General features: G+C 66.7%; 18 protein-coding genes and 1 other RNA gene. 11 read left to right on the forward strand and 8 right to left on the reverse strand.

Annotated elements, in window-relative coordinates; genetic code table 11:
- Positions 1 to 105: 105 nt before the first annotated feature.
- Together xdhA and DMX10_RS23845 are read right to left on the reverse strand one after the other, a co-directional pair.
- A complete protein-coding gene (gene xdhA / locus DMX10_RS23840) occupies positions 106 to 1,545 on the reverse strand; it encodes a xanthine dehydrogenase small subunit (protein WP_111263418.1) in 1,440 nt (479 codons plus the stop codon).
- Positions 1,546 to 1,792: 247 nt separating this feature from the next.
- Positions 1,793 to 2,929 carry an alkane 1-monooxygenase gene (locus DMX10_RS23845; protein WP_111263419.1) on the reverse strand — a complete coding sequence of 379 codons (1,137 nt, stop codon included), beginning with the start codon at positions 2,927 to 2,929 and terminating at the stop codon, positions 1,793 to 1,795.
- A gap of 274 nt (positions 2,930 to 3,203) precedes the next feature.
- On the opposite strand from DMX10_RS23845, the gene DMX10_RS23850 reads away from it, so the two are divergent.
- From DMX10_RS23850 to ligA, 4 genes are all read left to right on the forward strand, one after another.
- On the forward strand, positions 3,204 to 3,863 hold the full coding sequence (locus tag DMX10_RS23850) for a GntR family transcriptional regulator (RefSeq protein WP_111263420.1): 660 nt from the start codon (positions 3,204 to 3,206) through the stop codon (positions 3,861 to 3,863).
- A 26-nt stretch (positions 3,864 to 3,889) separates the two neighbouring features.
- Positions 3,890 to 7,378, forward strand: a complete 3,489-nt coding sequence (gene smc, locus DMX10_RS23855; RefSeq protein WP_111263421.1) for a chromosome segregation protein SMC — start codon at positions 3,890 to 3,892, stop codon at positions 7,376 to 7,378.
- 210 nt (positions 7,379 to 7,588) lie between these two features.
- Positions 7,589 to 8,416, forward strand: a complete 828-nt coding sequence (zipA, locus tag DMX10_RS23860; RefSeq protein ID WP_111263422.1) for a cell division protein ZipA — start codon at positions 7,589 to 7,591, stop codon at positions 8,414 to 8,416.
- Positions 8,417 to 8,483: 67 nt separating this feature from the next.
- Entirely contained in the window at positions 8,484 to 10,856 is a 2,373-nt protein-coding gene (gene ligA / locus DMX10_RS23865) for an NAD-dependent DNA ligase LigA (protein ID WP_111263423.1), read from the forward strand.
- Between the two features lie 88 nt (positions 10,857 to 10,944).
- On the opposite strand, the gene DMX10_RS23870 is transcribed toward ligA, so the two are convergent.
- The gene (locus DMX10_RS23870; protein ID WP_256604854.1) at positions 10,945 to 11,286 is read right to left on the reverse strand and encodes an HU family DNA-binding protein; all 342 of its coding nucleotides are present in this window, start codon (positions 11,284 to 11,286) and stop codon (positions 10,945 to 10,947) included.
- 198 nt (positions 11,287 to 11,484) lie between these two features.
- Between DMX10_RS23870 and DMX10_RS23875 the strand changes: the two genes are divergently transcribed.
- Positions 11,485 to 13,119, forward strand: a complete 1,635-nt coding sequence (locus DMX10_RS23875) for a methyl-accepting chemotaxis protein (RefSeq protein WP_111263425.1) — start codon at positions 11,485 to 11,487, stop codon at positions 13,117 to 13,119.
- 104 nt (positions 13,120 to 13,223) lie between these two features.
- Positions 13,224 to 13,320: signal recognition particle sRNA small type (gene ffs / locus DMX10_RS23880), an RNA gene on the forward strand.
- A gap of 26 nt (positions 13,321 to 13,346) precedes the next feature.
- Here the strand turns inward: ffs and DMX10_RS23885 are convergent.
- On the reverse strand, positions 13,347 to 14,078 hold the full coding sequence (locus DMX10_RS23885; RefSeq protein WP_111263426.1) for an ABC transporter substrate-binding protein: 732 nt from the start codon (positions 14,076 to 14,078) through the stop codon (positions 13,347 to 13,349).
- 145 nt (positions 14,079 to 14,223) lie between these two features.
- On the opposite strand from DMX10_RS23885, the gene dnaX reads away from it, so the two are divergent.
- From dnaX to recR, 3 genes are all read left to right on the forward strand, one after another.
- Positions 14,224 to 16,392, forward strand: coding sequence for a DNA polymerase III subunit gamma/tau (gene dnaX / locus DMX10_RS23890; RefSeq protein WP_111263427.1), 2,169 nt, complete (start codon positions 14,224 to 14,226; stop codon positions 16,390 to 16,392).
- An 11-nt stretch (positions 16,393 to 16,403) separates the two neighbouring features.
- Positions 16,404 to 16,730 (forward strand): YbaB/EbfC family nucleoid-associated protein, encoded by a 327-nt coding sequence (locus DMX10_RS23895; protein WP_111263428.1) that lies wholly within the window; start codon positions 16,404 to 16,406, stop codon positions 16,728 to 16,730.
- Positions 16,731 to 16,837: 107 nt separating this feature from the next.
- The gene (recR, locus tag DMX10_RS23900; RefSeq protein WP_111263429.1) at positions 16,838 to 17,437 is read left to right on the forward strand and encodes a recombination mediator RecR; all 600 of its coding nucleotides are present in this window, start codon (positions 16,838 to 16,840) and stop codon (positions 17,435 to 17,437) included.
- A gap of 22 nt (positions 17,438 to 17,459) precedes the next feature.
- Here the strand turns inward: recR and DMX10_RS23905 are convergent, their stop codons facing one another.
- The 4 genes from DMX10_RS23905 to DMX10_RS23920 form a co-directional block, all read right to left on the reverse strand.
- Positions 17,460 to 17,867, reverse strand: coding sequence for a DUF1850 domain-containing protein (locus DMX10_RS23905; protein ID WP_111263430.1), 408 nt, complete (start codon positions 17,865 to 17,867; stop codon positions 17,460 to 17,462).
- On the reverse strand, positions 17,864 to 19,891 hold the full coding sequence (locus tag DMX10_RS23910; RefSeq protein ID WP_111263431.1) for a TRAP transporter permease: 2,028 nt from the start codon (positions 19,889 to 19,891) through the stop codon (positions 17,864 to 17,866). The genes DMX10_RS23905 and DMX10_RS23910 overlap by 4 nt, the downstream gene beginning before the upstream one ends.
- Before the next feature lie 151 nt (positions 19,892 to 20,042).
- The gene (locus DMX10_RS23915) at positions 20,043 to 20,996 is read right to left on the reverse strand and encodes a TAXI family TRAP transporter solute-binding subunit (protein ID WP_111263432.1); all 954 of its coding nucleotides are present in this window, start codon (positions 20,994 to 20,996) and stop codon (positions 20,043 to 20,045) included.
- Positions 20,997 to 21,469: 473 nt separating this feature from the next.
- Positions 21,470 to 21,907 (reverse strand): rhodanese-like domain-containing protein, encoded by a 438-nt coding sequence (locus DMX10_RS23920; protein ID WP_111263433.1) that lies wholly within the window; start codon positions 21,905 to 21,907, stop codon positions 21,470 to 21,472.
- A 99-nt stretch (positions 21,908 to 22,006) separates the two neighbouring features.
- Here DMX10_RS23920 and ftrA point away from each other — a divergent pair, with 99 nt between their 5' ends.
- Together ftrA and DMX10_RS23930 are read left to right on the forward strand one after the other, a co-directional pair.
- Entirely contained in the window at positions 22,007 to 22,975 is a 969-nt protein-coding gene (gene ftrA, locus DMX10_RS23925; RefSeq protein ID WP_111263434.1) for a transcriptional regulator FtrA, read from the forward strand.
- Positions 22,976 to 23,051: 76 nt separating this feature from the next.
- Positions 23,052 to 24,200 carry an acyl-CoA dehydrogenase family protein gene (locus DMX10_RS23930; protein WP_111263435.1) on the forward strand — a complete coding sequence of 383 codons (1,149 nt, stop codon included), beginning with the start codon at positions 23,052 to 23,054 and terminating at the stop codon, positions 24,198 to 24,200.
- The last annotated feature ends 95 nt before the right edge of the window (positions 24,201 to 24,295 follow it).

A 24,295-nucleotide genomic window follows, 5' to 3' on the forward strand; every position in this document is an offset into this window, starting at 1 on the left:
CCCGCGTGAACGGTGATGGGCGCGATGTGCAGATTAAGCCTGCGGTGCTGCGCTTCCTGGCCAGCAATTGCCGGGATCGGCGCTTGGTGCGCGACATGCTTGAGATCACACATAGGCAGTCACCCGGGTTTCGACCTCGGGGGCCTGCAGTTCGAGGAAGAATTTGCGCAGCAGGTTCTGCGCGGCCAGCAGGCGGTATTCCTTGCTGGCACGGAAGTCGGTCAGCGGGGTGAAGTCCTGGGCCAGGGCCTCGCAGGCACGTTCGATCACGCCGGGGTACCAGGCGGCGCCCACCAGCGCGGCTTCGCAGGCGGCGGCGCGCTTGGGAATGCCGGCCATGCCGCCGAAGGCGATGCGGGCTTCACGCACCACGCCGTCCTCGATCACCAGGTTGAAGGCGGCGCAGACGGCGGAGATGTCGTCGTCCAGGCGCTTGGACACCTTGTACGCGCGGAACGCCTGGTTGGTGCGGGCGCGCGGCACGAGGATCTTCTCGATGAACTCGGCTTCCTGGCGCACGGTGACCTTGTAGTCGAGGAAGTACTCGTCCAGGGGCAGGGTGCGGGTCTGGTTGCCCTTGCGCAGGACGATCCTGGCGCCGAGGGCGATCAGCAGCGGCGGGGCATCGCCGATGGGCGAGGCGTTGCCGATGTTGCCGCCGAGGGTGCCCTGGTTGCGGATCTGCAGCGAGGCGAAGCGGTGCAGCAGTTCGCCGAAGTCCGGGTACTCGCGGGCCAGGGCGTCGTAGCAGTCGGAAAGCGCGGTGGCGGCGCCGATCTCGATGAAGTCGGGGCCGATCTCGACGCGCTTCATGGCGTCGATGTGGCCGACGTAGATCATCACCGGCAGCTCGCGGTGGAACTGGGTGACCTCCAGGGCCAGGTCGGTGCCGCCGGCCAGCAGGCGGGCCTGCGGGTTGGCGGTGTAGAAGTCGGCCAGGTCGGCGACGGTCAGCGGCACCAGGCAGCGCTTGTCACCGCTGTTGAGCTCGGCGGTCTCGCGCGGGGCGATGGCCTGGAGCTGGGCGACGGTCTGGGCCTCGAAGGCGTCGAACTGGTCCGGCTGCTTCTGGCAGCAGGCCTGCTCGGCGGCGTCGATGATGGGGCGGTAGCCGGTGCACCGGCACAGGTTGCCGGCCAGGGCTTCCAGGGTCTGGGCCTTGTCGTAGCCATCGCTGTTCTTCTGCAGGGCGAACAGCGACATGACGAAGCCGGGGGTGCAGAAGCCGCACTGGGAGCCATGGCAGTCGACCATGGCCTGCTGCACGGAGTGCAACTGGCCCTTGTGCTTGAGGTCTTCCACGGTGATCAGCTGCTTGCCGTGCAGGGACGAGACGAAGGTCAGGCAGGAGTTGAGGGTGCGATAGCGGATGCGATCCCCCTGCAGCTCGCCGACGACGACCGTGCAGGCGCCGCAGTCGCCCGAGGCACAGCCCTCTTTGGTTCCGGGTTTGGCCAGGTGTTCACGCAAGTAGTTGAGCACGGTGACGTTGGGATCGAGATCGCGCTCGGTGCGCAGCTCCCGATTGACTAAAAACTGGATCAAGGACGACCTCCAGGCACTTTATTGTTTTTACGAGGGCTCGTATGGCGGCGAATTTAGAATCCCCTGACTTTCTGGTCAATAAATATTTGACCCAAAAGTCAGAAAATCTTCACGCCAATGGGCTATGAAGCCGGCGCGCCCGCTCTGGCACGGCAAAGTTGCTTAATCCGTGCCAGTCATCTGCAAGTGTAGAAACGCCGACGCCCCCATGCGGGGGCGTCGGTCGAAAGGTCGGGCGGGACAGAGGTCAGGCGGCCTGCTGCGACTCCGTCAGCTGGTGCTCCTCGCCGGCGTAGTAAGCGCGTACGCGGGGGTCCATCACCGCGCGCCAGAGCGGGGGGATCAGCGCCAGGACGATCATCCCCGCGTAGCCGTTGGGCAGTTGCGGGCTGTCGTCGAAGTGGCGCAGCACCTGGTAGCGGCGCTTGGCGTAGGCGTGGTGGTCCGAATGGCGCTGCAGGTGGAAGAGGAACAGGTTGGTGAGCAGGAAGTTGCTGTTCCAGGAGTGCGCCGGGCTGGTCCGCTCGTAGCGGCCGTTCTCCAGCTTGCGCCGGTGCAGGCCGTAGTGCTCCACGTAGTTGACGATCTCCAGCAGGGTGAAGGCCATGGCCGACTGGCCGAGGAAGAACAGCACGCCGAGCCAGCCGAACGCCAGGCCGAAACCTGCGGTGAAGGCTGCACTGATGGCGTACCACCAGATCAGCTCGTTGCGCCAATGCAGTGCAGGCAGGCCCTTGCGCTTGAGGCGCTCGGCCTCCAGGTGCCAGGCATTGAGGAAGTTGTGCTTATAGGCATGGGGCAGGAAGGCATAGAGGCTCTGGCCGTAGCGGGAGGAGGAGGCGTCCTCGGGCGTCGACACATGGACGTGGTGGCCACGCACATGCTCGACCTTGAAGCCCCCGTAGCAGACCGCCGCCAGCAGCAGGCCGCCGGCGTTCTGCTCGATCTTCGGGTCCTTGTGGATCAGTTCATGGGAGACGGTGATGCCGATGGCGCCCATCACTGTGCCCACCGAGAGCAGCCAGCCGAGGCGGCCGACCCAGTTCCAGTCCTCGTGGTGGATGAAGACCCAGCCGCTCCAGGCCAGCATGCCCAGCAGCAGCGGCACGGTGGCCAGGCTCAGTACCTGGTAGTAGTCCTGGCGCTCCATCTCCGGCACCTGCTCGGCTTCGTCCGGGTTGGCCGGGTCGCGGCCGACGATGGCGTCGAGGATCGGGATCACCCCGAAGACCACGGTGATCACCAGCCAGGGCCACGCATTGGGATGGCTGCTGTCCAGCGACCAGTAGAAGCTCATGGGGATCCCGGCAATCGGGATCAGCCAGATCCAGTAGCCGACCTTTTTCAGGGCGAGCATCCAGTTGGAAGGCAGGCGTTCGAACATGGGTGGTCTCCGCGTCGAGGTGGGTGGGTTCTTGTAAGATTGTCAGACAATCGTGCGCCTCCCAGCCTCGCCCGGCGACCGACCTTTAGGTCTGAATGCCCGCTTGTTGTCACCTTTGCGGGGTAACACCCTGTGTTACACTTCGCCCCCTGCAGCGTTCCGCTGCGGGCCGCAAACCCTTGTAGTTGCTGCGTTCCCGGGCTTTCGCCAACGCCGGAGCTATCGCCGAGGGCGCCTTACGGACATCCCCAGCCTCCATGACCGAAGGAAAACCATGACGTTCAAGGCACCGGACAGCCTCGCCGAACAGATCGCCCACCACCTCGCCGAGCGCATCATCCGCGGTGAGATGAAGGCCCGCGAACGGATTCAGGAACAGAAGGTCACCCAGTCCCTCAACGTCAGCCGCGGCTCGGTGCGCGAGGCACTGCTGATCCTCGAGCGTCGCCACCTGATCAACATCCTCCCGCGCCGCGGGGCGCAGGTCTCCGAACTCACCCCTCATCACGTGCAGAGCCTTTATGCGTTGATGATGGAGATGTACATCCTGCTGGCCAATGCCGTGGCCCAGCGCTGGCGGACCGATGACGACCTCGTACCCTTCCGTGCCATCCAGCTGCGCCTGGAGGAGTGCCTGAAGGAGCACGATATCGGCAACTTCGTCGATGCCAGCTTCGACATCATGCGCGCCGCCTATCCCTTCGCCGACAACCCCTACCTGGAAGAGACGGTGGAGAATCTGCTGCCGGCCATCAGCCGCACCTACCACCTGGCGCTGGAGCAGCGCAAAGGCGAGATGGCCCAGTTCATGCTCGCCTTCGCCGAGCTGCTGCAGGCGGTGATCGCACGCGAGCCGGCGCGTATCCGCGAGGTACTGCTCGCCTACGGCCAGCACAACTGCCAGCTGGTGCTCGCCGCGCTGGCCGGGCGCTGATCGTTCACTGACCGAGGGAGGCAGGGATGCGGCTCAAGTGCATCAAACTGGCGGGGTTCAAATCCTTCGTCGACCCGACCACGGTCAGCTTCCCCAGCAACATGGCCGCAGTCGTCGGCCCCAACGGCTGCGGCAAGTCCAACATCATCGACGCCGTGCGCTGGGTGATGGGCGAAAGCTCGGCGAAGAACCTGCGCGGCGAGTCGATGACCGACGTCATCTTCAACGGCTCCAACACCCGCAAGCCGGTGGCCCAGGCCAGCATCGAGCTGATCTTCGACAACTCCGACAACACCCTGGTGGGCGAGTACGCGGCCTTCGCCGAGATTTCCATCCGCCGCCGGGTCAGCCGTGACGGGCAGAACACCTATTTCCTCAACGGCACCAAGTGCCGCCGTCGCGACATCACCGACATCTTCCTCGGCACTGGCCTGGGCCCGCGCAGCTACTCGATCATCGAGCAGGGGATGATCTCCAAGCTGATCGAGGCCAAGCCCGAGGATCTGCGCAACTTCATCGAGGAAGCCGCCGGCATCTCCAAGTACAAGGAACGCCGCCGCGAGACCGAGAGCCGCATCCGCCGCACCCACGAGAACCTCGCGCGCCTCACCGACCTGCGCGAAGAGTTGGAGCGCCAGCTCGAACGCCTGCACCGCCAGGCCCAGGCCGCCGAGAAGTACCAGGAATACAAGGCCGAGGAGCGCCAGTTGCGCGCCCAGCTCGCCGCCCTCAAGTGGCAGGCGCTGAACGAGCAGGTGGGCCAGCGCGAAGCGGTGATCGGCAGCCAGGAAGTCAGCTTCGAGGCGCTGGTGGCCGAGCAGCGCAGCGCCGACGCCAGCATCGAGCGCCTGCGCGACGGCCACCATGAGTTGTCCGAGCGCTTCAACCTGGTCCAGGGTCGTTTCTATTCCGTGGGCGGCGATATCGCCCGGGTCGAGCAGAGCATCCAGCACGGCCAGCAGCGCCTGCGCCAGTTGCAGGACGACCTGCGTGACGCCGAACGTGCGCGCCAGGAAACCGAATCCCACCTCGGCCACGATCGCACCTTGCTGGCGACCCTGGGCGAGGAGCTGGAAATGCTCGCGCCCGAACAGGAAGTCAGCGCCGCCGCCGCCGAGGAAGCCGCCGCCCAGCTGGAGGAAGCCGAGACCGGCATGCACGCCTGGCAGGAGCAATGGGACGGCTTCAACCAGCGCAGCGCCGAGCCGCGCCGCCAGGCCGAAGTGCAGCAGGCGCGCATCCAGCAGCTGGAGCAGAGCCTGGAGCGCCTGATGGAGCGCGAGCGCCGCCTCAACGACGAGCGCGCCCAGCTCGCGGCCGATCCGGAAGACGCCGCCATTCTCGAGTTGAGCGAACAGCTCGCCGCCGGTGAGCTGCAACTGGAAGAGCTGCAGGCCGCCGAAGAGGCCCAGGTCGAACGCCTGGAGCAGCTGCGTGAGGAGCTGCAGCAGGCGACCCAGGCCCAGCAGCGCGCCCAGGGCGAGCTGCAGCGCTTGAACGGCCGTATCGCCTCACTCGAGGCCTTGCAGCAGGCTGCGCTCGACCCCGGTACCGGCACCGCCGAATGGTTGCGCGGCCAGCGGCTCGACCAGCGCCCGCGCCTGGCCGAGGGCTTGCGCGTGGAAGCGGGTTGGGAGCTGGCGGTGGAGACCGTGCTCGGCGCCGACCTGCAAGCCGTGCTGCTGGATGATTTCAACACCCTCGACCTGAGTGGCTTCACCCAGGGCGACCTGCGCCTGGCAAGCGCCGGCACCGGAGCTGCCCGCGTCCCCGGAAGCCTGCTGGACAAGGTCGAATCCGCCGTCGACCTGACGCCCTGGCTGGCGCGGGTTCGGCCCGTGGACAACCTCGATCAGGCCCTGGCGGCCCGCACGACGCTGGCTGCCGACGAGAGCCTGATCAGCCGTGACGGCTACTGGGTCGGGCGCAATTTCCTGCGGGTGCGCCGTGCCAGCGAAGCCGAGAGCGGCGTATTGGCCCGGGGCCAGGAGCTGGAGCGCCTGCACGCCGAGCGCGACGAGCAGCAGGCCGCCCTGGAAACCCTCGAGGAGCGCCTGCAACAGCTGCGCGACCACCAGCGCCAGCAGGAGGAAAGCCGCGAGCAGCAGCGTCGCCGTGCGCAGGACGAATCCCGTCGTCTCGGTGAGCTCAAGGCGCAATTGTCCGCCCAGCAGGCCAAGGTCGAGCAGCTCACCCTGCGTCGCCGCCGCCTGGAGGCCGAGCTGGCCGAGCTGGACGAGCAGCGCGCCATCGAGCACGAGCAGCTCGGCGAATCGCGCCTGACCTTGCAGGACGCACTGGATGCGATGGAGACCGACACCGAGCAGCGCGAGAAGCTGCTCGCCGAGCGCGACAACCTGCGCGAGCGCCTCGACCGTATCCGCCAGGAGGCCCGTCAGCACAAGGACCATGCCCACCAACTGGCCGTGCGCGTCGGCTCGCTGCGTGCGCAGCACGACTCCACGCGCCAGGCGCTGGAGCGTTTGAGCCTGCAGTTCGAGCGCCTCGAAGAGCGTCGCGAACAGCTCAGCCTGAACCTGGAGGAGGGCGCCGCTCCGCTGGAAGAGCTGCGCATGAAGCTTGAGGAACTGCTCGACCGGCGCATGGGCGTGGAGGAAGAGCTCAAGCTCGCGCGCCTGGCCCTGGAGGACGCCGACCGCGAATTGCGCGATGCCGAGAAGCGTCGCACCCAGGCCGAGCAGCAATCGCAGCTGCTGCGCGGCCAGCTGGAGCAGCAGCGCATGGAGTGGCAGGCCCTGAGCGTGCGTCGCAAGACGCTGCAGGATCAGCTCCACGAGGACGGCTACGACCTCCACGGCGTGCTTGCCACGCTCCCCGGGGAGGCCAGCGAAGCGGCCTGGGAAGAGGAACTCGAACGCCTCGCGGCGCGCATCCAGCGCCTCGGGCCGATCAACCTCGCGGCCATCGACGAGTACCAGCAGCAGTCCGAGCGCAAGCGCTACCTGGACGCCCAGAACGACGACCTGGTGGAGGCGCTGGAGACCCTGGAGAACGTCATCCGCAAGATCGACAAGGAGACGCGCAACCGCTTCAAGGAGACCTTCGACCAGATCAACTCCGGCCTGCAGGCGCTGTTCCCCAAGGTCTTCGGGGGTGGCCACGCCTACCTGGAACTGACCGGGGAGGACCTGCTGGATACCGGTGTCGCCATCATGGCGCGGCCGCCGGGCAAGAAGAACAGCACCATCCACCTGCTTTCCGGTGGCGAAAAGGCGCTCACCGCGCTGGCCCTGGTATTCGCCATCTTCCAGCTCAATCCCGCGCCGTTCTGCATGCTCGACGAAGTGGACGCGCCACTCGACGATGCCAACGTCGGACGTTACGCAAGGCTGGTGAAGGAGATGTCGGAGAAGGTCCAGTTCATCTATATCACCCACAACAAGATCGCCATGGAAATGGCCGATCAGCTGATGGGCGTGACCATGCACGAGCCGGGATGCTCGCGCCTGGTCGCGGTGGACGTCGAGGAGGCTCTTTCCCTCGTAGAGGCCTGATCGGGCGGGGGTGCAACCTTTTCGCCCGGAGGGCCGTGAAGCCTCTATCAGAGGTTTCTCTGCTGGGCTGGCCGTGCTAGCTTAATGCCCAATTTTGTCGCACGTGGAAAACGCCATTCAGAACATGGAGTTGGGCGCCACGTTTTCAGAGGACCGGATGTCCTTTCTTCATCATCATCAGAATATTTTTGACCAGGGGACACAGGATTAATGGATATCGGTCTGCGCGAGTGGCTGATCGTCATCGGCATCATCGTAATCGCCGGCATTTTGTTCGATGGCTGGCGCCGCATGAGCGGCGGCAAGGGAAAACTCAAGTTCAAGCTCGATCGTAGTTTCTCCAACCTCCCTGACGACGAGGAGGACCCCGCCCTGGTCGGTCCGGTACGCGTCAAGGAGCGTCACCAGGAGCCCTCTCTGGACGAGGAGGACCTGCCGCCCATGAGTGCCAAGGAGCTGAACAAGCGCCGTGGCAGCGAGCCGCACCAGGGTGACCTCAATCTCGACGAGCCGGTGCCGACCCTGCTGACCCCGGTCGACGATGTAGCCCCGGCCAAGGGTGCCAAGAACGGCAAGGCCCACGCCCCCGCCCAGGACCTGCCCCCGGTGGAGGAGGTGCTGGTGATCAACGTGGTGGCCCGCGACGGTGACGGCTTCAAGGGCCCGGCCCTGTTGCAGAACATTCTCGAAAGCGGCCTGCGCTTCGGCGAGATGGACATCTTCCATCGCCACGAGAGCATGGCCGGCAACGGCGAGGTGCTGTTCTCCATGGCCAACGGCGTCAAGCCCGGCACCTTCGACCTGGACGACATCGACCATTTCAGCACCCGTGCGGTCAGCTTCTTTCTCGGCCTGCCCGGCCCGCGCCACCCGAAGCAGGCCTTCGACGTGATGGTCGCCGCGGCCCGCAAGCTGTCCCAGGAACTGAACGGCGAGTTGAAGGACGACCAGCGCAGCGTGATGACCGCGCAGACGATCGAGCATTACCGCCAGCGCATCGTCGAATTCGAACGCCGCAGCCTGACTCACAAGCGCTGAACCACAGGATCCATCGAAAGAGCAGCTCAGGCTGCTCTTTTCGTTTGCATAGAAAAGAGCACGAACCATGACCGACGCCCAGACCGCCGCCCAGCGCATCCACCAATTGCGTGCCGAACTGGATGAGCACAACTACCGCTACTACGTGCTGGACGAACCCAGCGTGCCCGATGCCGAATACGATCGCCTGTTCCGCGAGTTGCAGGCCCTGGAGGCCGAGCATCCCGAACTGGTGACGCCGGAGTCGCCCACCCAGCGCGTGGGCGGTGAAGCCCTCAGCGCCTTCGGCGAGGTGCGCCACGAAGTGCCCATGCTCAGCCTGGGCAACGCCTTCGAGGAAGAAGACCTGCGCGCCTTCGACCGCAGCGTGCGCAGCGGCCTGGGGCTTTCCTCCGGCGACCTGTTCGGCGGTGGCGCCGAGGTGGAATACAGCTGCGAGCCCAAGCTCGACGGCCTGGCGGTCAGCCTGCTGTATCGCGACGGGCAACTGGTGCGCGGCGCCACCCGGGGCGATGGCAGCACCGGTGAGGACATCAGCGCCAACGTGCGCACCATCCGCAACGTACCGCTCAGGCTCAAGGGCGAGGGCTGGCCTGCCGTGCTCGAAGTGCGCGGCGAGGTGTACATGCCCAAGGCCGGATTCGAGGAGCTCAACGCGCGCCAGGCGGAAAGCGGCGGCAAGACCTTCGCCAACCCGCGCAACGCCGCAGCCGGCAGCCTGCGCCAGCTGGACCCGCGCATCACCGCCAGCCGCCCGCTGGAGTTCTGCTGCTACGGCATCGGGCAGGCCAGTGGCGAGCTGCCGGCCACCCAGGTCGGCATGCTCGAGCAGCTCAAGGCCTGGGGCGTACCCATCAGCCGCGAGCTGAAGCTGGCCAAGGGGGTCGAGGCGTGCCTGGCCTACTACCACGACATCGGCGAACGCCGCATGGGCCTGGCCTATGACATCGACGGCGTGGTGTTCAAGGTCAACAACATCGAGGACCAGCAGCAACTGGGTTTCCGCGCCCGCACCCCGCACTGGGCGCTGGCCCACAAGTTCCCCGCCCAGGAGGAACTCACCGAACTGCTGGACGTGGAGTTCCAGGTCGGCCGTACCGGTGCCGTCACTCCGGTGGCACGGCTGAAACCGGTCAAGGTGGCCGGCGTCACCGTGGCCAATGCCACCCTGCACAACATGGACGAGGTCGCGCGCCTGGGCTTGAAGATCGGCGACACCGTGATCATTCGCCGCGCGGGTGACGTGATCCCCCAGGTGATGCAGGTCGTGCTCGAGCGCCGCCCCGAGAACGCCCGCGAGGTGCATGTACCCGAGCAGTGCCCGGTGTGTGGCTCTGCCGTGGAGCGCACGCAGCTGGTCAAGCGTGCCAAGGGCAAGGAAACCACCAGCGAAGGCTCGGTCTACCGTTGCGTCGGCCGCCTGGCCTGTGGTGCCCAGCTGAAGCAGGCGATCATCCACTTCGCCTCCCGCCGTGCGCTGGATATCGAAGGCCTGGGCGACAAGATCGTCGAGCAACTGGTGGATACCGGGCTGGTCGCATCGCCGGCGGACCTGTTCACCCTGACCTACGACCAGGTGGTGGCGCTGGAGGGCTTCGCCGACCTGTCGACCCGCAACCTGCTGGCGGCGATCCAGGACAGCGCCAGGCCGACCCTGGCGCGCTTCATCTACGCCCTGGGCATTCCCGATGTGGGCGAAGAGACCGCCAAGCTCCTGGCCCGCGCCCTCGGCTCCCTGGCGCGCATCCGCCAGGCGCTGCCGGAGGTGCTCACCTACCTGCCTGACGTGGGCCTGGAGGTCGCCTTCGAGATCCACAACTTCTTCAGCGACGCGCACAACCTCAAGGTCATCGACGACCTGCTGGCCCGGGGTGTGGTGCTGCAGGAGGAGGGCGAGCTCAGCCCCGAGTTCGCCGCCTGCGCCAGCCTCCCGGGCTTCCTCGACAAGCTCAACATTCCCTTCATCGCCGCCACCGGCGCGGAGAAACTGGCGGCCAGGTTCGGCAGCCTGGAGGGCGTGATCAAGGCCGACTGGCTGGACCTGCGCCAGGTGGAGCGCCTCAACGAGAAGGCGGCCAAATCCCTGCGCGACTTCTTCGACCAGCCTGCCAATGCCGAGCGCGCCACGCTGATCGAGGCGCAGCTGCGTGATTTCGGCATGCACTGGCAGAGTGAGAAGAAAGTCGTGGAAGGCCTGCCGCTGGCCGGGCAGACCTGGGTGCTGACCGGCACCCTGGAGGTGATGAGCCGCGATGTGGCCAAGGAGAAGCTGGAGGCCCTGGGTGCCAAGGTGGCCGGCTCGGTCTCGGCCCGTACCCATTGCGTGGTGGCCGGCCCCGGCGCCGGTTCGAAGCTGGCCAAGGCCACCGAGCTGGGCGTGCGCGTGCTGGACGAGGAGGCGTTCCTGGCCGAGCTGAAGGGGATGGGCGTCTCGCTCTGATCCGCCGGGGCTCCCCGCAAGCGCGGGGCGTACCTAAGGCGCAAATGAAAAGGCCGGGCATCTGCCCGGCCTTTTCGTTGCCGATCCCTTACTTGTTCACGGCGTCGCTGAGGCCCTTGGCCGGCACGAACTTGACGACCTTCTTGGCCGCGATCTCGATGCTCTTGCCGGTCTGCGGGTTGCGGCCGGTACGTGCCGGGCGCTCGGTGATCTTCAGCTTGCCGATGCCCGGCAGGGTGATTTCATCACTGTTCTCCAGCGTATCGCTGACGATCTCGCTCAGCTGTTCCAGCACGGCGCGCACGGCGGCCTTGGTGGTGTCGGTGGCTTCGGCGATGTCTGCGATCAGTTGGTCTTTGGTGATTGCCATGGTGTAGCTCCAGTGGGTGTGGGTTCGGCTCGCTGCCGCGCCGGGATCGCCGGCGCGGATTGAGACCCGCGCCTGCGCTGAAAGTGCAATGGTAGCGGGCCCGGTGGCGAAGCCGGCGGCACGCTAGCACAAAAGCCGTGTCAGGCCGGCGACGAAGTGTTTCCGCTCATCGCCAGGATGCGGCGTGACGGGGCCGACAGGCCGTTCCGGGCCGTCTACGCTTGCTGTTACATCGCCATGACATCGCGGAGATCCACCATGCTACGTGCCTTTGCCGATCTGGGGTTTCGCTGGAAGATCGCCCTGCCGATCCTGCTCCTGGTGGTCCTCCTGGTGCTCATGGGCGGCCTGGGCATGCAGGGCGTGTCCCAGGTCGCGGACTCCAGCAAGCAGCTGACCAATCGCTACCTGCCGGCCATCAGCCTGTTGCTCAATGCCGACCGTGACCTCTACCAGGCCTTCACTGCCGAGCGCAGCCTGCTGGATGAAAGTGCCGGGGCGCACATCGACCAACTCAAGGCCGACCATGCGGAAAACCTGCAGCAAGCCTATGACCGCGTGCACAAGTACGCCGAAATGAGTACCGGTGCCGACGCGCGCCAACTGATCGCTCAGTTCGACAGCGGCTTCGAGAAGTGGAAGGTCACCTCACTCAAGGTGGTCCAGCTCGCCGCGTCCGACCCGGATGCCGCCAGCGCCCTGAGCTTCGGCGACAGTGAAAGCCAGTTCCAGGCCATGCGCGATGCCATCGACAAGCTGGGCGAGCTCGAAGACAGCGCGGCCAACGCCGAAGGGCTGCGGGCGATCGCCATCGGCGAGGCGCGCAGCTGGCAGCAGGGCGTGATCATCGTCATCGGCCTGGGCATCTGCCTGGTGCTGGTGATCGGCTTCCCCACCCTGGTGACCCGGCCGCTGCTCCGCCTGCTCGAGCGCATCGAGCAGATCGCCGATGGCGACGGCGACCTGCGGGTACGGCTCGATGTCACCTCGCGTGACGAGCTGGGCAAGCTGAGCCATGCCTTCAACCGTTTCCTCGACAAGCTGCAGCCCTTGATCAGGGAGGTCGGCCGGGTGACCGGCGAGGTGGCCGACTCGGCGCAAAGCCTGGCCGGGCTCGCGGCCGCCAACGATCGGCTGATCAGCAGCGAGCACGCCGCGGTCGACCAGGTCAGCACCGCCGCTACCGAGATGAGCGCAGCCGTCCATGAGGTCGCGCGCAATGCGCAGAACGCCGCCGATGCCGCGCGCTTCGCCGAGAACCAGTCCCGCGAGGGGGCGCAGGTCGTGGGCGCGACGATCAAGGCGATCCGCCAGCTCGCCCAGGAAGTGGAAAGCGCCTCCACCACCATCGGCACGCTGGAGCAGGAGACCGCCAACATCGGCGCCGTGCTGGCCGTGATCAAGGGCATCGCCGACCAGACCAACCTGTTGGCGCTCAACGCGGCCATCGAGGCAGCAAGGGCGGGCGAGCAGGGCAGGGGCTTCGCCGTCGTGGCCGATGAGGTCCGCGCCCTGGCCGCAAGGACCCAGGACTCCACCAAGGACATCCAGCAGATGATCGAGCGCCTGCAGGTCGGCGTACAGAACGCGGTGAAGGCCATGCACTCGGGCAGCGTCCAGGCCCGTGACAGCGTCGAGCGTGCCGCAGGTGTCGACCAGGCGCTCTCGGACACCGGCGACTCGGTGCAGCGGATCAACGACATGGCCGCGCAGATCGCCACCGCCTGCGAGGAGCAGAGCAGCGTGACCGAAGAGATCGCCCGCAACATCAGCGACATCCGCGACCTGTCCAACGAAGCCGCGCAGACCTCCGAGCAGAGCACCCAGGCGAGCCGGCACCTGTCCGAGCTTTCCAGTGGCCTCGCGAGACTGGTCGGGCGCTTCCGGGTATGAGCCGCAAGTGCTTGTAACGGAAATGTTTTTAGCAGTTGTAAGTTGGCGAAGAGCCGGTACAATGGCGCGGCTCGCCGATCTGGCGAGCTGCGTTATGGTGGCCCTGCCGGTCCCCCCGCAACGATTACCCGTGAACCTGGTCAGATCCGGAAGGAAGCAGCCACAGCGGGAACATTGTGTGCCGGGGTGTGGCTGGTAGGGTCACCCCCATCTCCCAGCGCTGCGATTCACCGGTAGCGCGACACGATTCTCTCTATCTCCCCCGATGTCCGCATGCGCGCCAGTGCACGCACGATCTCGTTCGCCGGTATCTCGGGTGCATTGCGCACCAGGCAGGCCACGGGTTCCTCCTCCAATACCGCCACCACCGCCAGGCGCTCGCTTGCCGGCATGCCGCGGTTGAACCATTTCAGCGCCAGCTCGCTGCTCACCGCATAGTCGTAGCGGCCCGCGCCGAGCTTCTGCAGCACCAGGCCCTGGTTGCGCGCGTCGTCCCGTTGCAGGGTGCCGTTATCGAAGCGCTGCTGCAGGCTCGGGTAGGCATAGCCCAGCACGGTGCCGATGCTCTGTGCCGGCAAGCGCTGCGGGTCGACGGGAAGCGCGTTGTCGGGAGCGCTCACCAGCAGGTCGCGCTGCACCAGGATCGGCTCGCTCCACAGGTAATTCACGCCCAGGTCCCCCATCCAGTTGGGGCTCACGTAGCAGCGCACGTCGATGTCGCCGTGCTCCAGCGCCAGCTGGACGCGGGTGCGCGGCAGCACGTCGACTTCCAGGGGGCGGCCGAGGCGCTGGCTCAGCCCCTGGATGATGTCGAAGAGGATGCCGCCGGTCAGCTCGTTGCCCTCGATCTGAGCCACGGGCATGGCCCAGCTGTCCACCGCGGAAAAGCGCAAGGGTGCCGGCTCGGCGAAGGCCAGTGCGCTGGAAACCAGCAGCGGGAGGAGGAGCAATGGACGCATCGGGCTCCCTCGCAGGGGCGTGGAGGAGCGTTCACAATGCCCCTAGTCTCATCCGATGAAAATAGAGCACTTCGCATCGGATGCAATTTGCGGTTTGCTCCGCTAGCATTAGCCCCTTCCGATTTCCCAGCTGCGACGGTTTTCAATGAGTTATCAGGTTCTTGCACGTAAATGGCGTCCGCGCTCGTTCCGCGAAATGGTCGGCCAGACCCATGTGCTGAAGGCCCTGATCAACGCCCTGGACAACCAGCGCCTGCACCATGCCTACCTGTTCACCGGCACCCGTGGCGTGGGCAAGACCACCATCGCGCGCATCCTGGCCAAGTGCCTGAACTGCGAGACCGGCATCAGTTCCACGCCCTGTGGCCAGTGCTCGGTGTGCCGCGAGATCGACGAAGGCCGTTTCGTCGACCTGATCGAGGTGGACGCCGCGAGCCGTACCAAGGTCGAGGACACCCGCGAACTGCTGGACAACGTGCAGTACGCGCCGAGCCGTGGTCGCTACAAGGTCTACCTCATCGACGAAGTGCACATGCTCTCCACGCACTCGTTCAACGCGCTGCTCAAGACCCTCGAAGAGCCGCCGCCCCATGTGAAGTTCCTGCTGGCCACCACCGACCCGCAGAAGCTGCCCGTCACCATCCTTTCGCGCTGCCTGCAGTTCTCCCTGAAGAACATGCCGCCGGAGCGTGTGGTCGAGCACCTGACCCACGTCCTGGGAGCCGAGAACGTGCCGTTCGAGCCCGATGCCCTGTGGCTCCTGGGGCGTGCCGCCGACGGCTCGATGCGCGATGCCATGAGCCTCACCGACCAGGCCATCGCCTTTGGCGAAGGCAAGGTCCTGGCTGCCGACGTACGCGCCATGCTCGGCACGCTCGACCATGGCCAGGTCTATGGCGTGCTCCATGCGCTGCTGCAGGGCGATGCCCGTGGCGTGCTGGAGGCCATCCGTCACCTGGCCGAGCAGGGGCCGGACTGGAGCGGTGTACTCGCCGAGATCCTCAACGTGCTGCACCGTGTCGCCATCGCCCAGGCCTTGCCGGACGCGGTGGACAACGGCCAGGGCGACCGTGATCGCGTACTGGCCCTGGCCGAGGCATTGCCTGCCGAAGACGTGCAGTTCTATTACCAGATGGGCCTGATCGGCCGTCGTGACCTGCCCTTGGCGCCGGACCCGCGCGGCGGCTTCGAGATGGTGCTGCTGCGCATGCTGGCTTTCCGTCCAGCGGATGTGGACGGCGCTCCGAGGGTCACGCTAAAGGACCCGGGAATCAGCAAGGCCACGGCTGATTCCTCGAACACCCCAGTGGCCGGCGCCAGCATCGTGGCGCCGGTTGCTCCCGTATCCCCCGTCGCGACGGTAGCGGCTCCCCAGCCGGTTGCCGAGCCCGTGGTCGCGCCTGCTGCCGTCGTACCGGCCCCGGTCGCGCCGGAGCCGGTGGCTGCGGCTCCCGTCGTCGAAACACCGGTTGCACCCGCCGTGGTCGAGGCGGCTCCCGTCGCGGAGACTGCGTCGCAGCCAGTGGCCGAGCCGGTCCAGGCCGCTCAGCCCGCTGTCACCCCGGCCGAAGTGATCGACCTGCCGTGGGAAGAGCGTCCGGCCGAACCTGCGCAGGCCGCGACTGCCACCGTCGAGCCTGTACCGGTGGAGGAGCCCATCGAGCTGCCTGCTCCGGCGGTGGAGATTGCCGCTCCCCTCGCCGAGCCTGTTGCCGAATCACCTGCCGTGTCACAACCCGTTGCCGCCCAGGCGCTTCCCGAGCCCGTCGCCATCGACGATGCGGACGACGACGAGCCGCCGCCCGGCGACTATGACGACTACTACGAGGCCGATGTCGACTCCATCGCCTACATGGACGAGCTGCCGGTCGCCGACCCCGAGCCTGTCCTGGAGCCTGAGGTCGTACCCGCCGCGCAGCCCGCCACCGGCCTCGCCGCCGAGTGGCTGGACCTGTTCCCGCGCCTGGGCATCAGCGGCCTCACCGGCAACATCGCGGCCAACTGCACCCTGGTCTCCGTGGAGGGCGATGTCTGGCGCCTGCACCTCGACCCGGCGCAGAGCGCCCTGTTCAACGCCAACCAGCAGCGTCGTATCAACGATGCGCTGAACCAGTACCACGGGCGTACCCTGGTTCTGGAAGTGGAGGTGCGCAAGCCCGAGCAGGAAACCCCCGCCCAGGCCGCCGCCCGCAAGCGCGCTGCCCGCCAGCGCGACGCCGAGGAATCCATCGCGCTCGACCCGCTGGTACAGAAGATGATCGAACAGTTCGGCGCGAGCGTTCGCCCGGACACCATTGAACCCCTTGACCGCTGAGGACAACCATCATGATGAAGGGTGGCATGGCAGGCCTGATGAAGCAGGCCCAACAGATGCAGGAAAAGATGCAGAAGATGCAGGAAGAGCTGGCCAATGCCGAGGTCACCGGCCAGTCCGGTGCCGGCCTGGTGAGCGTGGTGATGACCGGTCGCCATGACGTCAAGCGCGTCACCCTCGACGACAGCCTGATGCAGGAAGACAAGGAAATCCTCGAAGACCTGATCGCCGCCGCCGTCAACGACGCCGTGCGCAAGATCGAGCAGAACAGCCAGGAAAAAATGTCCGGCATGACGGCCGGTATGCAACTGCCGCCCGGCTTCAAGATGCCCTTCTGATCAAATAGCTCCAAGTGCCAAGCCGCAAGCTTCAAGCAGAAGCGCGTGGCCTGGCACGATTTTCCCGACTCTTTCCAGCTTCCAGCCTTCTTCTTTGAGACTTCTCGATGAGCTTCAGTCCGCTGATCCGCCAACTGATCGACGCCCTGCGCATCCTGCCCGGTGTAGGGCAGAAGACTGCCCAGCGCATGGCGTTGCAGATGCTCGAGCGTGACCGCAGCGGCGGCCTGCGCCTGGCCCAGGCGCTGACTTCGGCGATGGAAGGCGTGGGGCATTGCAAGCAGTGCCGCACCCTCAGCGAGGACGACCTCTGTCCGCAATGCGCCGACCCGCGCCGCGACGATTCGTTGCTGTGCGTGGTGGAAGGGCCGCTGGACGTGTTCGCCGTCGAACAGACCGGCTACCGTGGGCGTTTCTTCGTGCTCAAGGGGCACCTCTCGCCCCTCGATGGCCTGGGCCCGGAAGCCATCGGCATTCCCGAACTGATGGCGCGGGTCGACGCCGGCGCCTTCAGCGAAGTGATCCTCGCCACCAACCCCACGGTCGAAGGTGAGGCCACTGCCCATTACATCGCCCAGTTGCTGGCGCCCAAGGGCCTGATCGCCTCGCGCATCGCCCACGGTGTACCGCTGGGCGGCGAGCTGGAGCTGGTGGACGGCGGCACCCTGACCCACGCCCTGGCCGGCCGCCGGCCCATCGGCCTCTGATCCGGCCTCGCGCGGGAGGCGTCTAGCCCGTCCCCGGATCGCCCGCGGACTGCTCGCAGCTCCACAGTTCAAGCGCCGGTTGGCTCGCCGTTGGTGGGCCGAGCCAGTCACTCAGTGGGCGACAGCGCTGGTTGATGCACAGCAGATAGTCCCCCGCTTCTGGGGTGCGACCGACGCGCAGTGGCTGCAAGGGTGGCATCTGCCGTTGGTAATGCCAGCTGCCCTCACGCAGGACGGCGCCCTCGGGAATCTCCATGCCGGCACCGGAGCCCTTGACCCGCGCTTCGCCGAGCAACAACCCCTCGGCGGTGACGCGGTAGTCCTCCTCCCAGCGGATCTTCTCGATGGTGTGGGTCCAGGCCAGGGTGAAGGACGGCACGGGCATCTCCGCCCACACCGCCCCGGCCATGCCCAGGCACAAGCCGATCATGTCGTTCTCGCCCCGGCACGCCGGGCACGCCAGAGGTGCTGGGCGACGAACAGGGCGCTGAGGGCGAAGCCCACCTCATCGCTGATGGGCGTGGCGAGGATCAGGCTGGCACCGGCAGCGAAACCCAGCCCGCGTTCCCACCAGGCCAGGCGGGCGTGCAGGAAGCCGGTGAACGCCGCCCCCCAGATGCCGATGGCCAGCACCGCCTTCGCCACCACATACAGCGTCGCCAGCAGGCTGTCGCCCTGCAGCATCAGCGCGGGCGAGTACACCGCCATGTAGGGGACGACGAAGCCGGCCACGGCGATGCGCACGGCCCACAGGCTGATCTTCAGGCCGCGCTCCTTGGCGATGGGCGCAGCGGCGAAGCAGGCCAGGGCCACCGGCGGGGTGAGGTCGGCCATGATGCCGAAGTAGAAGACGAACATGTGCGAGACCACCAGCGGGACGCCCAGGTCCAGCAGGGCGGGGGCGGCGATCGAACTGGTGATGATGTAGTTGGGAATGGTCGGGATGCCCATGCCCAGCACCAGGCAGGTCAGCATGGTGAGCACCAGCGACAGGAAGAGGTTGTCCTGGCCGATGGCGAGGATGTAGCCGGCAAAGGTGGACGCGACTCCGGTCAGCGACACCACCCCGATGATCACGCCGACCAGGGCACAGGCGATCCCGACCGGGACTGCGTGGCGCGCACCCTCCACCAGGGCGTGCAGGCACAGGGTCAGCGTTTCGCGGCCGCCTTTGACGAACCAGCACGCCGCCACCAGCAGGCCGATGACGCCGAACACCACGCCGATGCCGAGCTGGAAGAAGCCGGCGCAGAGCACGCCCAGGGCGATCCAGAAGGCGAAGCGCAGCGCCTTGGACGATACCCGCAGGATGATCGCCGAGCCGAGGATGACCATGGCCGTCAGCGCCAGGCCGACGGTGCCGGAGAACAGCGGCGTGCGGCCGGAGAACAGCAGGTAGATGAGGATCAGCAACGGGATCAGCAGGAACCAGCGCTCCCGCACCGCCTTCCAGGGGTTGGGGCATTCATCCTTCGGCAAGCCCCTAAGGTCCGCACGGCGGGCTTCGAGGTGCACCATCCAGAACACCGAGGCGAAATACAGCAGCGCCGGGATCAGCGCCGCCTTGGCCACCTCGAAGAACGGCACGTTGATGGTCTCGGCCATGATGAAGGCCACGGCGCCCATGATCGGCGGCATGATCTGGCTGCCCATCGACGCGGTCGCCTCGACCCCGCCGGCGAAGGCCGGGCGATAACCGAAGCGCTTCATCAGCGGAATGGTGAACTGGCCCGTGGTAACCATGTTGGCCACGCCGGAGCCGGTGATGGTTCCCATCAGGGCGGACGACACCACCGACACCTTGGCCGGCCCGCCGACCTTGTGGCCGAACAGGCCCATGGCGAAGTCGGTGAACAGCCGGATCATCCCGGCCTGCTCGAGGAAGGCCCCGAAGAGGATGAACAGGAAGATGTAGGTGGCCGAGACATAGGTCGGTGTGCCGTACAGGCCCTCGGTGCCGAACGACAGCTGGTTGACGATCTGGTCGAGGCCGTAGCCCCGGTGCATCAGGTCCCCCGGCAGGTACTGGCCGAGCATGCCGTAGGCCAGGAACAGGGCACAGATGATCGGCAAGGCGATGCCCATGACCCGCCGTGCGGCCTCGAACACCAGCAGGATCAGGCTCAGGCCGACGACCATGTCGCCCGTGGTCAGGTCCCCGGAGCGCTGGATCAGGTCCGCCTCGAACACCCATTGGTAGATCGCCGTGGCCATGCCGGCCAGGCCCAGCAGCCAGGCCAGCGGTTGCCAGGGGCGGCCCTTGCCGAGCCCCGGGTAGCTGATGAACACCAGCAGCAACAGGAAGCCGACGTGCACGGCACGCAGCACCTGGGTCGAGACCGGGTGAAAGGCGGCAGTGACGATCTGGAAGATGGAAAACAGCAGCGCCACGGCAAAAAGCGCCTTTGGCCAGTCGGAAGGACTGGCAGCCAGGCCGTTGTCTTGTTCACTCATGGGGTGAAGCCTCATCACGACATCGATGCGAGAAGCAGGGGCCGGCGCCGCAACGCCGTGCCCCGGTCCGCGTCGCGTTCCGGCTCAGGGCAATGCCGGAGCGCTGCGCGCCGGGGAAGGCGGAGGGGCGACAGCCCGGGTCCGGTCCGGGCTACAGGGCGCCCACTTCCTTGTAGTAGCGCTCGGCACCGGGGTGCAGGGGGATGGGCAGCTTCTGGGTGGCGTTTTCCAGCTTGATGTCCTTGGCCGCAGAGTGGGCGTTGCCCAGGCGATCCAGGTTCTCGAACATCAGCTTGGTCATCTGGTAGGCCACCTCGTCCGGCACGCCGTTGTGGGTGACCAGGATGTTGGTGATGGCCACGGTGGGGACGTCCGTGTCCTGGCCGTCGTAGGTGCCCGCCGGGATGGTGGCCGCCTGGTAGGCGGCGTTGTCGATCTTCGCCGTGACCTCCGGCGGGATGGCCACGAAGCGGATCTTCATGGTCGAGGCCAGGTCGCGGATGGCCGCCATGCCCAGCCCGGAGGATTGCAGGGTGGCATCGAGCTGGCGGTTCTTGATCAGCTCCACCGACTCGGCGTAGGGCAGGAACTCCACCTTGCCCATGTCCTCGTAGGTCAGCCCGGCGGCCTTGAAGATGGCGCGGGCGTTGAGCTCGGTGCCGGACTTCGGCGCGCCGACGGAAATGCGCTTGCCCTTCAGGTCCGCCAGCGAATGGATGCCCGACTCGGCGTTGGCAACGATCTGGATGTAGTTGGGGTAGGTCCCGGCGATGGCGCGGATCTTCTTCAGCGGAGCCTTGAAGCCGGCATCCTCCACGCCGTTCCAGGCATCAGCGACCGAGTCCCCCAGCGCCAGGGCCAGTTCGCCACGCCCGGCTTGCAGCAGGTTGAGGTTCTCCACCGACGCCTTGGTCGCCTGCACCGACGTCTTCGACCCGGCGATGCCGTTGCTGTACAGCTGGGACAGCGCCACGCCGATCGGGTAGTACACACCGCTGGTGCCGCCGGTCAGTACGTTGATGAAGGTGGGCGCAGCCAAGGCCGCAGTGCTGGCCGTGAAGGCCGCGGCAGCAGCGAACAGGCTGAGTTTCTTGGTCAGTCGCATGGAGGTCTCTCCGTCGTTGTTGGATTTATGCAGAGCTACACCTTAGACGACGTCGGCCGGCCACGAGCAGGCGCGAACATCACCCGCCGCGCAGGAACGCCGGTGCAGCTCACAACGAGGGACAGGGACGGCAAGAAGGCGGCGAAGGCAGGCCTCCGGCGTGCTGCCGGGGGATGGGCGTCTATACGCGTGCTGACCTCTTGTCGTTGTCATGACTGCGGTATCGGCAGTATCGAGCGCGGTAACCCAGCCGATACTGCAGGTGCCTTGCCAGCCATCGCAACGTCTGCAGCTCGGCTTGTGGAGTCAGAGGAACGTGATTGGCTGGGGGGAAACTGTCTATCGGCTGTCTCTGGTACGCATGAATCCGCTCGCCAGGGGCGCGGCCGAGCGCGGGGGTGCATGGCGGAGCGCCCCCTCCAGGTCCGCCCCACGCAAGCCAGTGAGGGACGCGCGGCTACGGCGCTCCCACCTCAACACGCACAAGGGATGCCTTGACCGATGGCAGCGGCGTCAGTCGCCGTGATCAGGCTCAGCCCCTCGTCCAGCCAGCCGGTGACGCCGCCGAGCATCTCCTTCACCGCGAAGTCCAGCCCGGCCAGGCGCACGGCGGCGCGGTGCACGCCGTTGCAGTGGGGGCCTGCGCAGTAGACGACGAACAGCGTGTCACGCGGGTAGCGGGCCATGAATTCGGCGGTCATCAGCCGATGGGGGATGTTGATCGCGCCCGGCACATGGCCGGCGGCGTAGGCTGCTTCGCCACGCACATCGACCAGCACGTAGTCGACCTCGCCGGCCTGCTGGCTGGCATGTACGTCCGAGCAATCGGTCTCGAAGGCCAGGCGCTGGGTGAAGTGGGCCAGGGCCGCATCGGGAGCGGCGGCGGGGAACTGGCTGATGAGGCTGGGCATGGTGGTTCTCCATCGGTTGGTTTGATGGCGCCACTGTATCCAGCGGCCTTCCTGCTCTACAGTGGCGGGCAGGACAGTGACTGGTAGGTTTCCGCCAAATTGAACGACGACCCCGGCCTGGTGGCCATCCTCGCCTACGACGGCCTCTGCACCTTCGAATTCGGCATCGCCGTGGAGATCTTCGGCCTGCCTCGGCCCGAGTTCGATTTTCCCTGGTACCGCCACTGCATCGTCGGCCTGGACGACGGCCCCATGCGCGCCATGGGCGGCATCCAGGTGCTGGCCGATGCGGGCCTGGAGCGCCTGGCCGAGGCGCATACCATCATCGTTCCCGGCTGGCGCGACCGTGCCGAGGCACCGCCCGAACGGCTGCTGAGTGCACTGCGCGACGCCCATGCCCGTGGCGCGCGGCTGGTGTCCATCTGCTCCGGCGTTTTCGTCCTCGCCGCCAGCGGCCTGCTGGATGGCCGGCGCGCCACCACCCACTGGCGCTATGCCGAGGAGCTGGCGCGACGCTTCCCCGCCATCGAGGTGGACCCCGAGGTGCTCTACGTCGATGCCGGCCAACTGATCAGCTCGGCGGGCAGCGCCGCCGGCATCGACGCCTGCCTGCACCTGGTGGCGCGGGATTTCGGCACCCAGGTGGCCAATACCGTGGCGCGACGCCTGGTGATGTCGCCCCAGCGTGCCGGCGGGCAGGCGCAATTCATTCCCGCACCCGTGGCCCGTGCTCCACGAAACGATCTTTCGGCGTTGATGCAGTGGGCCCGGCAGCACCTGCACGAGCCCCTGGAAGTAAGCCAACTGGCCCGCCGCGTGGCCATGAGCGAGCGCACCTTCCTGCGCCGTTTCAGCGAGGCCACCGGCATGACGCCCAAGGCCTGGCTGCAGCACGAACGCCTGGCCCGTGCCCGCGAGCTGCTGGAGAGCGGTGTCGACGGCAGCGAGCGTATCGCCGAGCTGTGCGGCTTCCGTTCGGTGGAGAGCTTCCGAGTGGCCTTCCGCAACGCCGTCGGGCTCCCGCCTTCGGTCTATCGGGAGCGCTTCGGAGCGGCGCATACGTCCTGATCGATGGCGCATGTCACGCCTTGAAAACCAAGCAAGCGCTCGGTAAGTTTCTCTGACTCAAACAGGGAGCCACACCATGTCCGCTTGCCAGGAATACTTCGACCCCTCCCATCAACTGGTGCGCGACTCGGTGCGCCGCTTCGTCGAGCGGGAGATCCTCCCGCACATCGGCGACTGGGAGGAGGCCGAGGAATTCCCCCGTGAGCTCTACCTCAAGGCCGGCGCCGCCGGAATCCTCGGCATCGGCTACCCCGAGCAGTACGGCGGCAGCCACGAGGGCGACCTGTTCGCCAAGGTGGCGGCCAGCGAGGAGCTGATGCGCAGCGGCTCCGGCGGCCTGGTGGCCGGGCTGGGCTCCCTGGACATCGGCCTGCCCCCGCTGATCAAGTGGGGCCGCCCCGAACTGCGCGAGCGCATCGCCCCGCAGGTGCTGGCCGGCGAGAAGATCATGGCCCTGGCCATCACCGAGCCGTCCGGTGGTTCGGATGTGGCCAACCTGAAGACCCGCGCGGTGCGCGAGGGGGACTTCTACCGCGTCAATGGCAGCAAGACCTTCATCACCAGCGGCGTGCGCGCCGACTACTACACCGTGGCAGTGCGCACCGGCGGCGACGGCTTCGGCGGCGTCAGCCTGCTGCTGATCGAGAAGGGCACCCCCGGCTTCAGCGTGGGCCGCAAGCTGAAGAAGATGGGCTGGTGGGCCTCCGACACCGCCGAACTGTTCTTCGAGGATTGCCTCGTGCCGGCAGGCAACCTCATCGGCGTCGAGAACATGGGCTTCGCCTGCATCATGGCCAACTTCCAGTCCGAGCGGCTGGCCCTGGCCATCATGGCCAACATGACCGCACAGATGGCCCTGGAAGAAGCCGAGCGCTGGGCCCGCGAGCGGCAAGCCTTCGGCAAGCCCATCGGCAAGTTCCAGGTGCTCAAGCATCGCCTGGCGGAAATGGCCACCCAGGTCGAGGTCTCCCGCGAGTTCACCTACCGCCAGGCGGCGAAGATGGCCGCCGGCAAGAGCGTGATCAAGGAAATCTCCATGGCCAAGAACTTCGCCACCGACGTGGCGGACCGGGTCACCTACGACGCCGTGCAGCTGCTCGGTGGCATGGGCTACATGCGCGAGAGCCTGGTGGAACGGCTCTACCGCGACAACCGCATCCTCTCCATCGGCGGTGGCTCGCGGGAGATCATGAACGAGATCATCAGCAAGCAGATGGGGCTCTGATCCCGCCCGCGCGAGGCGCCCATCGGATGGCCTTGCGCGAGGCCCTGCGCCTCGTTATATGATGATCGAAATTCAAATCGGGCCCGCGGGCCGAG

It is taken from the genome of Pseudomonas sp. 57B-090624, from assembly GCF_003234055.1.
GTDB classification, from domain to species: Bacteria; Pseudomonadota; Gammaproteobacteria; order Pseudomonadales; family Pseudomonadaceae; genus Metapseudomonas; species Metapseudomonas tohonis.